Below are 9,709 nucleotides of genomic sequence, written 5' to 3'. Positions count from 1 at the left end.
TGATAGATCCATTGCCCACAGGCCGCCATGGTGAGCCCGGCACCAATCACCACCATGGGAATGATTTGCAGCTTTTCGCTGTGGGTCCGTTGCAGGCTGGCCAGCAACCCCAGGCACACCATGGCTGGAGCAGCCGCGGTGACCAGTCGCGAGAAGGGATGGGGAGGCGTGTTCACAGTCAGGGTGAGACGTGATCCACAGGCAAATCAAACCGCTGCAGCAAGGTGGCGGTGAGCACTTCCACTCCCGTTGCGATGGCTCTCTCATCAGGGTTAAAGCAGCCATGGTGGAGGGGATAGCAGCCCTCGGGACCGGCCACACCAAGGCGGAACATGCAGCCGGGCACGTGCTTGAGCATCTCGGCAAAGTCTTCTGCGCCCAGTGAAGGCTGGGGAAGGTGCTCCACGTTGTCGTCCCCCAGAACGGCACGGGCCGCTTTTTCCAGGCAGCGGGTCTGGCTGGCGTCGTTGAACACCGACGGCGTGATGGAGCGGAGACTCACATGGGACCGGGCGCCATGGATCCCCACGATGCCCTGAATGACCTCCTCGATCCAACTGGAGAGTTGCTGGTGGGTGTCTGGGTGCAGGCAGCGTACGGTGCCCCTCAGCAGGACACGGTCGGCAATGACGTTGAAGGCACAGCCCCCTTGAATCTGGCCAAAGCTGATCACCACAGGGTGTAGAGGATCTATGCGGCGGCTTACGGCCTCCTGGAGCCCGGTGACCACCTGGCTGGCAATCCAGATGGCATCCAGGGCTTCATGGGGGCGGGCCCCATGGCCACTTTCGCCAAAAATTTCAACGATCAACTCATCCGCCGTGGCCGTGAACGTTCCCGCACGAATTCCCACCTTGCCGGCTGCCATTGGCGGGTACACATGAACCCCGAACACGGCATCCAAACCGTCCAGTGCCCCGGCCTTGACCATCCAGCCTGCCCCCTGGGCAATCTCCTCAGCCGGCTGGAACAGAAGCCGCAACGTTCCCGGCAACCGGTGGGCGAGGGGGGCCATCAGGTGGGCCACCCCGATCCCCACCGTGGTGTGGATGTCGTGGCCACAGGCGTGCATCAGGCCCTGGCGACGGGAGGCAAAGGGCAGCCCGGTGCGCTCTTCGATGGGCAAGGCATCCATATCCACCCGCAGGCCAATGCTGGGGCCGGGACCACCGCCAAGGTCGGCCACAACGCCGGCGCCGCCCACACCTTCCTGCACATCAAGCCCCAGTTGATACAAGGAACCGGCCACAAAGGCGGCGGTTTGTTGTTCCTGACCACTCAATTCCGGATGGGCATGGAGGTGGCGGCGAATTTTCACCAGATCGGGTTGCAGGTCTTGCGCCTGCTGGTGAAGCTCCGGGAGGGCAAGCAAGCTGGTCATGTCCGTCAAGAGGTGCCGAACGCCAGGAATTGCCGAAGGTCCTGCACCGGCCCTGGAGGCCATTGGCGCGTCGTCAACAGCCATTGGGCATCAGCATAGCGCTCATCCAGGCCAACACTGGCGGCCCAGTGGCTCTCGGCTTCCCCCTGTCGGCCACGGTGCCAGAGCAGTGCCGTGAGCGCAGCACGGGCATCGGCAAAGAGGGGATGACGGCGAACCAGTTGGCGGAAAGTCTCCTCCGCAACGGCCAACTCACCCAACTCCATGGCGGCCAATGCCTGGCTGGATTGGGCCAGGATCAAATCGGGCTGGATCCGGGCAGCAGCACCGTAGCTGCAGCGTGCCCCCTGCCAATTGCCCCGCGCTACTTGCATGGCGCCCAAGTTGTAGAGGGCGGCAGCTTCAGGCTTCACCGGGTGTGCCTCCAGCGAATCACCCAGAGCCGGTCTGGGGAACCAGCAACTCAAGAGCAGGGTCAAAGTCAGGACACTCAGCCAGGGCAACACGTGGCCCGTCAAGGTAGTGGTGCGCATACCACCGAGTCTAGAGCAAGTGATCAACAGGTCCTAGAGCAACGGCAACTGCCCATCTGCTGGCTGATTGGATGGTTGATCAGATGTGGATGCTGAGTCCAGGCCAAGGTGCTTGTAGGCCGGGGGCGCCAGGCGGCGGCCACGGGATGTGCGCTGCAAAAAACCAATCTGGAGCAGGTAGGGCTCAAGCACGGTTTCAATGGTGTCGGCATCCTCACCCAAAATTGCCGCCAAGGTGGTGAGGCCCACGGGTCCACCTTCAAACTGCTGCGCCATGGTCATGAGCAGGCGATGGTCGCTGGGATCAAGGCCCAGGGGATCAATGCGGTGCATGGTTAGGGCATCCGCCACCACCTGGTTGTCAATGGCGGGACAGGCTTTCACCAGGGCATAGTCCCGCACACGGCGGAGCAGGCGATTGGCGATGCGGGGCGTGCCGCGACAACGGCTGGCAACGGCCTGGGCGCCGGAGGGCTCCACACCCATCCGCAGCAACTGGGCAGAGCGCTCCACAATCTGCTGTAGCTCGGTCGCGGTGTAAAACTCCAGGCGATGGACCATGCCAAAACGGTCCCGCAGCGGTGAACTGATGGAGCCCGCCTTTGTGGTGGCCCCCACCAGAGTGAACCGTGGTAGCGCAATGCTGCGGGCGCGGGCTGTGGTTCCCTTGCCCACAGAAAGGTCCAAACGGAAATCCTCCATGGCGGGATAGAGGAGCTCCTCGGCCATGCGGGGAAGACGATGGATCTCGTCAATGAAGAGCACGTCCCCTTGCTCCAGGGTCATGAGCAGGCCAATGATGTCGCGAGGACGCTCCAGCGCCGGGGCACTGGTAATCCGGCAACGGGCCGTCAACTCTGCCGCCAGCACCATAGCCATGGTAGTTTTGCCCAGGCCGGGCGGCCCATAGAGCAGGAGATGGTCCAGGGGTTCCTGGCGATGCCGTGACGCCTCCAGGGCGATGTGCAACACCTGCTTGAGGGCGCTCTGACCGATGTAGTCCCCCAGGCGGCGCGGTCGCAGAGCCTCATCTGCATGGCCTTGCTCCTCTGCCGTAGCCTCTGGGCGCCGCTGCGGACCATGGGGAGAACTCAGAGGACGGGGCGCGGCGCCATGGTTGCGTGGTGGAGCCGGGGACGCCTTCCCGGAAGGGCTACTGGGAACAATGGCCATGGCCAAACCCTAGCGGGTATCAGCGACGGCGCCCTCCTAACACCCTGAAGAGACCACCAGGGGAGCAAGGGCATGACGGGAAAACCGTTGGCCAGGGGCAACCTTGAACTGGAGGTGGCGGATTTCGGGCTGATCATGGAGGCCAAGATGGATCTGCGGCCCCCGACGGTGTTTGTGGGTCCGAGCAACACAGGAAAATCCTATCTGGCGATCCTGATGTATGCACTGCATCGGTTTTTTGCCAGCCGTCTGTCCCTCAGGAATTGGCGCCGAACTCTTCGTTTGGGGCAGCGCACATTGCCCGACGACATCATCCATGGTGTCGGAAGTTGGCGTCCATTTTGTTGTATCTCCGCCACGTGACCGATCCCGGCAGCGTGCTGATCATCGAGGAACCGGAATCGCACCTGTACCCGGCCCTGCAAGTGGAGTTCACCCACAAGCAACGGGAAGCTGTCCAGCGGAAGACATGCGGGCAGTCGCTTGGCGAGGTGCTCCGCCGATGAACCACCGCAAAAAGCCCATGATCCACGGGAGCATTTGCGGCCCGGGTTGGTCACGGATCTGGCAGACCGTGGGAAGGGCTGGAAGCGGAGAGGGAGGGATTCGAACCCTCGATAGAGTTGCCCCTATACAGCATTTCCAGTGCTGCGCCTTCGACCACTCGGCCACCTCTCCAGAAGCACACCTGTCCAGGCAGGCTCGAACCAACGGGTCCAGGTCTGTGCCAATGTAGCAGCACAGTGACCGACTCCATGGGGCAACTGTTCACAGTGGTGGTCCATGACCGCCACCATGGCCGAACCACCACCGCCCGTGTGCCGGAAGGGCAGTACATCCTCCATGCGCTGGAAGCCCAGGGCAACGTGCTGCCGTTCAGTTGCCGCAACGGGTGCTGCACCACCTGCGCTGTGCGCGTCAAAGCTGGCGTCCTGGACCATCGGGAAGCCCTGGGCCTCTCCATGGCCCTGAGGGAGCAGGGCTATGGTCTGCTGTGTGTTGCTAAAGCCATTGGGGATGTGGAGGTGGAAACCCAGGATGAGGACGAGGTCTACGAACTTCAGTTTGGCCGCCACTTTGGCCGCGGGCGCGTACGTCCCGCCATCCCCCTGGAAGAGGAATAGCCAGCCATGACCACATCCGAGGCCGAGGCCTTGCTGGCAGTGGCGTGTCGTGCCGCCGAGGCGGGCGCTCGTCAGTTGCGCCACTTTGACGGGAAAAGCTTTACGGTGCGCAGCAAAGGGCGCCTTGGCGACCTAATTACGGATGCGGATGAAGCCGCTGAGGCCGCCGTGCTGGAGGTGTTGCGCCAAGAGACACCCGCCATTCCCGTCCTGGCGGAAGAAAGTGGCCACCATGGTGAGACGGGTGATCTCCTCTGGTGTGTGGACCCCCTGGACGGCACCACCAACTTCGCCCATGGCTATCCGTTCTTTGCCACCTCCGTGGGCCTTCTCCGTCAGGGGAAGCCGTGGCTGGGGGCCGTTGCGGCGCCACGGCTGGAGGAGGTGTTCCGGGGTGGAGTGGGCCTGGGGGCTTTTTGCAACGACAGGCCCATCCAGGTGAGCGCCTGCACCACCCTGGCCCGGAGTGTTCTGGTGACGGGATTTGCCTATGACCGTCACGAACGGCTGGACAACAACTACGCAGAGTTTTGCCGCTTTGCCCACCGGGTGGGGGGTGTGCGGCGGGGTGGGGCTGCCGCAGTGGACTTGGCCTATGTGGCCTGCGGTCGCCTGGACGGGTATTGGGAGCGGGGCCTGAAGGCCTGGGACTTGGCGGCCGGGGCGGCCATCATCCAGGGGGCCGGAGGCTGGGTGTGTGCCTACGATGGCGGTCCTGTCGCCATTCACAGTGGCCGCATCCTGGCTGCAAACAGCCAGGCGCTGCAGCAGCAGATGACGGCTGTTTTGCTGGCCACCCGGCCCCTGGCGCCGGACTGCTATGCCGGCGAGCCGTGATCAGCCCGTTTGATCGATCAGTGGACCCGATATCCTGAAGTGAGTCCATCAGTCCAAGCGCGCCAGCAGCCGTCCCAGGAGGTCCTGGCTCTGGCTCTGGAGGGTGAGCAACTGCTCGGCTTTGAGGCCCCCCACACCCAACTGGGCCAGTTGGTGCAGGTGACAGCAGATCTGGTGACTGAGGGTGGTGTTGGGGGACGAACCTGAACCTATGACCACGGCGCCGGCAGCCAGCTTGAGCAACCCCTTGACCAGGGGATGGGCCTTGTTGATCAGCAGCACGTGATGATCCGGCAGGCTGGGCAGTTGCCGCTGCATCAGGGCGCTGACGTCGTTGATCCGCCGCATCTGCTCCGGCAGAAGAATTAGGGCTGCCGGGGCCGCTTCTCCTTTGAGGCTTTTGACCTGAACGGTGATTTTGTCGTTGTTCAGGGCTGCCTTGAACAGGCTGCGTAACCTCTCCCCCTCGTCTTCGCCGTTGGCATCAGCCAACTCCGGCGTCTGGTCCGTGAAACTCTCGTCCAGTTCTGCATCCACCCGCTTGAAGCTCACCTGTTCTTCCCGCTGCTCCAGCCAGGGCAGGAACTGGCTGTCAATCAGGGCATCTGCCGTGAGCACCTCAATGTCCTGGCCTGTCCAGAGTTGCAGCGCCGAGCTCTGGGCGACGGGATCCGTGCAGTAGATCACGGACTTGCGCCGCTCCTGTGGGCAGCGCTCCAGATACTCCTTGATGGTGGTGTAGCAGCCGGCGTCCGTGGCAATGGGATCAGTCCGGCCTTCTGTCGGTTGTGCGGTGGTGGCGAAGAGAACCCGGTCCACCACCTTGTCGGCAAATTTCTCCTCCTCCATGGCGCCAATTTTGACGAAGGGGGCAAGATCATTCCAGATTTCCCCGTAGCGTTGCGGTTCTTCCCCGTGAAGCTGGGCCAGACGATCCCCCACCTTGCGGGCAATGAACCCACCAATGGAGCGCACCTGACGGTCCGTCTGCAGGGCACTGCGGCTCACGTTGAGGGGCAGATCCGGCGCGTCAAGGACACCCTTCAGGGGCAGCAGAAAGGAGGGCACCACCTCCTTGACCGAGTCGCTCACAAACACCTGGTTGCAATAGAGACGAATTTGACTCTGGTCCCACTGGCTGTTCTCTTGCAGCTTGGGAAAGAACAGGATGCCCCGCAAGTTGTAGGGGTAGTCGGTGCTGAGGTGGACCCACAGCAGAGGGTCCCCTTGGAAAGGATAGAGATAGCGGTAAAGCTCTCGATAATCCTCGTCCTTGAGTTCACTGGGGCTTTGCCGCCATAGGGCCTTGCAGCGATTCACCGTATCCCCCTCCAACTTCACGGGAACGGGCATGAAGTCGCAGTAAGTGGTAATCAACTGACGGATGCGACTGGGCTCCAGGTATTCCAACTCCTCCTCTTGCAAATGCAGAATCACGTCTGTGCCTGCTGTGCTGCGATCACCCTCCTTCAACTGAAATTGGGGGGAGCCGTCACAACTCCAGCAGACGGCACTGGCGCCAGGCTTGGCGCTGAGGCTCCGTAGCTCGACTTTGCTGGCCACCATGAAGCTGGAGTAGAACCCCAGACCAAAATGACCAATGATGCCGTCCTGCTCGTGTTTGTATTTGGATAAAAACTCTTCGGCACTGGAAAATGCCACCTGATTGATATAGCGCTTCACTTCGTCAGCGTCCATGCCAATGCCGTTATCGCTGACCGTGATCGTCTTTGCTTCGCGGTCAATGCGAACCTGAATCTCGCCTTCCTCGCCTTCCTGGCAGTCACCAGCCAGAGCCGCCATCCGCCGCTTATTGATGGCATCAACACCGTTACTGACCAGCTCCCGCAGGAAGACTTCATGGCCGGAGTACACGGCTTTCTTGATGATCGGGAAGATGTTCTCGGTGTGAATCTGAATTTCGCCGTGCTCAAGAACAGCCATGGGGCATTGCAGTTAAATCGCAACGGATTCTATTACCGGTCAGGAGCGTCACCCAGGCCTATCCAGGTGGGGAATGCCGTACGTGATGGGCAAGGGGTCCCCCGGCCACGCCTCAGTCATCCTCGGCAATCGGGCCTAGCCCCGTTGGCGCTGCAAGTGGGGACGCTCCTCCGCCACGATGGCGCCATCCACCGGACACACCTGCTGACAGATGCCGCAGTCAATGCAGACGTCAAAGGCAATCCAGTAAAAGTTGGTGCCCTTGGCGTTTTTGCCCTCCCCAGGATGAATGCAAGCCACTGGGCAGGAGTCAATGCAAACTGCCACCCCTTCACAGCGATCCGTGAGAATTGTGTGGGGCATCAAAACAGGGGAAGGGGAACTGATCCTAGTGGGAAAGATCGGTCCCCATGGGAGCTTAGGAAGCGGACCCGTCCCTGGCGCCCGTCAGCCATTCCAGGCAGGGGAGTGGTCGCTGTCTCCAGGCAGCCCTGGCGGCCTCCAGGGTGGGGCAGGGTTGGGGCCAGAGTTCAACCTCCACCTGGGCTGTCCGGTGGCGCTGCACACAGGCCGTGGCTGCCCCCCGGCCAATGGGGTGGTCATACGTGACCAGCACCTGGGGGCCACGGGGGGAGCCATGACCCTGGGCAATCTCCCCGGCCATGGGGGAAGGCAACAACTCGGCTTGCATCTGGGCATGGTGATGGCGCTCCAGGCAGGCCATGGCGTCCCCCAGGTGACTGGGATGGTGATAGGCCACCAGCACCCGCACATCGGTCTGGCCGGAGAGCACTGCCCTGCGGCCTTGCAGGAGTCCACGCAGACACTCCACTTTGAAACTGAAACCGGTGCCGCTAGCGTGCTGATCGCCAGGGGCAAAGTGCCTGAGGAGGCGATTGTAGCGACCACCAGTGGCCACCGACACCAGGGCGTGAGCGTCTTGGCAGACCAGGCGCAGCACGACCCCGTCATAGAAGGTGAACGTGGGCAGGAAGGTGGGGTCCAGTTGCAGGCGCACACCAGCCTGGCGCGCCCGTTCCGCCACCAGCGCCACCAATGCCTGCAGCTCGTCCACAGCAGCGGCTTTTGAAGAAGTCGACAGCGCATCCAGCACCACCTCCGGCTCCCCCCGCACGCTCAACAACCGTTGGGCCCGCTGCCGGTCGGCGTCCGACAGGTCCAGGGCCTGAAGCTGCAAGACGTCGTAGCGGCTCAGGGCCTGGCGCAACCCAGCCCGTTGATGGTGGGGGAAATCCTCCAGAAGGGCGGCAAACAGGGCCCGGTGGCCCAGCAGCAGGGTGGGCTGGTGATCCGGGTGGAAGGGCAGTTGACGGCAAGCATCCAGCAGGACGGCCACCAATTCCCCATCCCCCGCCAGCCCTGGGGCGCCAATGAGTTCAATGCCACTCTGCAGTTCCTCCTGGACCCGCTCATGGCCACCCATGTCCTCCCGTCGAAACACACTGCCCTCGTACCAGAGCCGTAAAGGCCTGGGCCGGCCGGCCAAGTGGGTGCAGGCTGCCCTGGCGACGCTGGCGGTGATCTCCGGGCGCAGACCCAGGGCATCCTGGGTGGCCACCTTGAGCAGCACTTTGGCATCAATGGCGCCGGCAGCCTCCAAGGTGTCCAGCCGCTCAATGGTGGGAGGCGCCAACTCCTTGTAGCCCCAACGCCGATAGACGCCGTGAAGCTGGGCGCAAATCCAGCGGTTGTCCTCCACGTCCTGGGGGAGCAGGTCCCTGGCTCCTCTGGCAGGTTGTCGGCTGACCTCCTCAGTGCTCTGAAGATCAGAGCGTTCTTGCCAGAGAATCATAGGGGGCTGGGTCTTGGGGCAATGCTAGTGCCCCACGGACCGATGACCCTTCACCACTTTTTATAGGGCAGAAACTTGCCGCAGAAGACCACCTTGACCCGGTCTCCTTTGGGGTCCTCCACTTTATCCACATGGAGAGTAAAATCAATAGCGCTCATGATGCCGTCACCGAACTTTTCCTGAATCACGTCTTTCATGGGCAGTCCATACACTTGCATGATTTCGTAGAAGCGATAGATGAGTGGATCGGTGGGCACAACGGGATCCAGGCATCCCTTGATGGGATAGCGAGTCAGAAACGCCACGGCATCCTTCCCCAGGCCCAGCAGGTCACAGAGCTTGGCCGCCTCTTGGGGCGATGCGCTGGCCTGTCCGTACAGCATAGCCGCCACACACATCTCGTCCAGCCCCAAGTGGGATGCCAACTGGGCAAACGTCAGACCAGAGGAAGCCTTGGCTGCCAGCAGGGTCTCGGTCATGGTGGCCATGGCGTTGGGGAAAACTTTGGTGATCCTCCACCGCCCAAACCAGCGGTACCGTTGGCTTGGCTACCGTTATGCAGGATGCTCTGAAACGCCTGTGCCCCTGACTCCCGTGGAACTGGAGGTGTCGCCCGGCATCAACGTCCTGATCGGCGCCAACGGCACGGGCAAGGCTCGTCTGCTGAAGGTGTGCTACGCCGCCTGCGAAGCCTCTGATGAGTGCGGCAGCCCGTTCTCAGAGAAGCTGGTGCGCGTGATGCGGCCCTCCGCTGGTGTGCCGGGGCGCTTGGTCCAGCGCTGTATGGGCAATTCCAGCAGTGGCACTGTCACGGTCCGCAGGGGTGGCAGGAAGCTGGCCGCCATCACGTTCTCTCGTAACAGCCTCCCTGCATGATCGCTTTGGCAGGGTGGGGAGCTGTGGA

Annotated in this window: 12 protein-coding genes and 1 tRNA gene; 4 read left to right on the top strand and 9 right to left on the bottom strand. The window is 62.3% G+C overall.

Annotated elements, in window-relative coordinates; all coding sequences use genetic code 11:
• The 4 genes from FLM9_RS08700 to ruvB all read right to left on the bottom strand — a co-directional run.
• Positions 1-122 (bottom strand): DUF3188 domain-containing protein (locus FLM9_RS08700; protein WP_218969718.1); only part of this gene is annotated, 122 nt, incomplete at its 3' end.
• Between the two features lie 56 nt (positions 123-178).
• Complete coding sequence (locus FLM9_RS01750; RefSeq protein ID WP_074456981.1) at positions 179-1,381, bottom strand: amidohydrolase; 1,203 nt, start codon at positions 1,379-1,381, stop codon at positions 179-181.
• Between the two features lie 5 nt (positions 1,382-1,386).
• Complete coding sequence (locus tag FLM9_RS01745; RefSeq protein WP_074456980.1) at positions 1,387-1,914, bottom strand: tetratricopeptide repeat protein; 528 nt, start codon at positions 1,912-1,914, stop codon at positions 1,387-1,389.
• Between the two features lie 33 nt (positions 1,915-1,947).
• Positions 1,948-3,087 (bottom strand): Holliday junction branch migration DNA helicase RuvB, encoded by a 1,140-nt coding sequence (gene ruvB, locus FLM9_RS01740; RefSeq protein WP_074456982.1) that lies wholly within the window; start codon positions 3,085-3,087, stop codon positions 1,948-1,950.
• Between the two features lie 72 nt (positions 3,088-3,159).
• Between ruvB and FLM9_RS01735 the strand changes: the two genes are divergently transcribed.
• Positions 3,160-3,450, top strand: a complete 291-nt coding sequence (locus FLM9_RS01735; protein ID WP_074456979.1) for a hypothetical protein — start codon at positions 3,160-3,162, stop codon at positions 3,448-3,450.
• A gap of 228 nt (positions 3,451-3,678) precedes the next feature.
• Here FLM9_RS01735 and FLM9_RS01730 read toward each other — a convergent pair.
• Positions 3,679-3,765, bottom strand: a tRNA-Ser gene (locus FLM9_RS01730).
• 77 nt (positions 3,766-3,842) lie between these two features.
• Between FLM9_RS01730 and FLM9_RS01725 the strand changes: the two genes are divergently transcribed.
• The gene (locus tag FLM9_RS01725; protein ID WP_074456978.1) at positions 3,843-4,211 is read left to right on the top strand and encodes a 2Fe-2S iron-sulfur cluster-binding protein; all 369 of its coding nucleotides are present in this window, start codon (positions 3,843-3,845) and stop codon (positions 4,209-4,211) included.
• Positions 4,212-4,217: 6 nt separating this feature from the next.
• Positions 4,218-5,048 carry an inositol monophosphatase family protein gene (locus FLM9_RS01720; protein WP_074456977.1) on the top strand — a complete coding sequence of 277 codons (831 nt, stop codon included), beginning with the start codon at positions 4,218-4,220 and terminating at the stop codon, positions 5,046-5,048.
• A gap of 48 nt (positions 5,049-5,096) precedes the next feature.
• Here FLM9_RS01720 and htpG read toward each other — a convergent pair whose 3' ends face one another.
• The 4 genes from htpG to cynS all read right to left on the bottom strand — a co-directional run bounded on the left by htpG (position 5,097) and on the right by cynS (position 9,293).
• Positions 5,097-6,992, bottom strand: a complete 1,896-nt coding sequence (gene htpG, locus FLM9_RS01715; RefSeq protein WP_074456976.1) for a molecular chaperone HtpG — start codon at positions 6,990-6,992, stop codon at positions 5,097-5,099.
• 135 nt (positions 6,993-7,127) lie between these two features.
• Complete coding sequence (locus FLM9_RS01710) at positions 7,128-7,355, bottom strand: ferredoxin family protein (protein ID WP_074456975.1); 228 nt, start codon at positions 7,353-7,355, stop codon at positions 7,128-7,130.
• Between the two features lie 55 nt (positions 7,356-7,410).
• A complete protein-coding gene (locus FLM9_RS01705; RefSeq protein WP_074456974.1) occupies positions 7,411-8,805 on the bottom strand; it encodes an ATP phosphoribosyltransferase regulatory subunit in 1,395 nt (464 codons plus the stop codon).
• A 50-nt stretch (positions 8,806-8,855) separates the two neighbouring features.
• Entirely contained in the window at positions 8,856-9,293 is a 438-nt protein-coding gene (gene cynS, locus FLM9_RS01700) for a cyanase (RefSeq protein ID WP_074456973.1), read from the bottom strand.
• Positions 9,294-9,384: 91 nt separating this feature from the next.
• Here cynS and FLM9_RS01695 point away from each other — a divergent pair, with 91 nt between their 5' ends.
• Positions 9,385-9,681, top strand: a complete 297-nt coding sequence (locus FLM9_RS01695; RefSeq protein WP_143324549.1) for a P-loop NTPase family protein — start codon at positions 9,385-9,387, stop codon at positions 9,679-9,681.
• Positions 9,682-9,709 lie beyond the last annotated feature (28 nt).

Source organism: Candidatus Synechococcus spongiarum (assembly GCF_900047545.1).
Classification (GTDB): Bacteria; Cyanobacteriota; Cyanobacteriia; order PCC-6307; family Cyanobiaceae; genus Synechococcus_B; species Synechococcus_B spongiarum_C.
The sequence above is the reverse complement of the archived record's forward strand: the minus strand, read 5'-3'. Positions and strand labels throughout refer to the sequence as shown.

Bases quoted from the DNA above. Each gene is read 5' to 3' on its own strand.
- FLM9_RS01750 (WP_074456981.1), bottom strand. From the start codon at position 1,381: ATGACCAGCTTGCTTGCCCTCCCGGAGCTTCACCAGCAGGCGCAAGAC.
- FLM9_RS01745 (WP_074456980.1), bottom strand. From the start codon at position 1,914: ATGCGCACCACTACCTTGACGGGCCACGTGTTGCCCTGGCTGAGTGTC.
- ruvB (WP_074456982.1), bottom strand. From the start codon at position 3,087: ATGGCCATTGTTCCCAGTAGCCCTTCCGGGAAGGCGTCCCCGGCTCCA.
- FLM9_RS01735 (WP_074456979.1), top strand. From the start codon at position 3,160: ATGACGGGAAAACCGTTGGCCAGGGGCAACCTTGAACTGGAGGTGGCG.
- FLM9_RS01725 (WP_074456978.1), top strand. From the start codon at position 3,843: ATGGGGCAACTGTTCACAGTGGTGGTCCATGACCGCCACCATGGCCGA.
- FLM9_RS01720 (WP_074456977.1), top strand. From the start codon at position 4,218: ATGACCACATCCGAGGCCGAGGCCTTGCTGGCAGTGGCGTGTCGTGCC.
- htpG (WP_074456976.1), bottom strand. From the start codon at position 6,992: ATGGCTGTTCTTGAGCACGGCGAAATTCAGATTCACACCGAGAACATC.
- FLM9_RS01710 (WP_074456975.1), bottom strand. From the start codon at position 7,355: ATGCCCCACACAATTCTCACGGATCGCTGTGAAGGGGTGGCAGTTTGC.
- FLM9_RS01705 (WP_074456974.1), bottom strand. From the start codon at position 8,805: ATGATTCTCTGGCAAGAACGCTCTGATCTTCAGAGCACTGAGGAGGTC.
- cynS (WP_074456973.1), bottom strand. From the start codon at position 9,293: ATGGCCACCATGACCGAGACCCTGCTGGCAGCCAAGGCTTCCTCTGGT.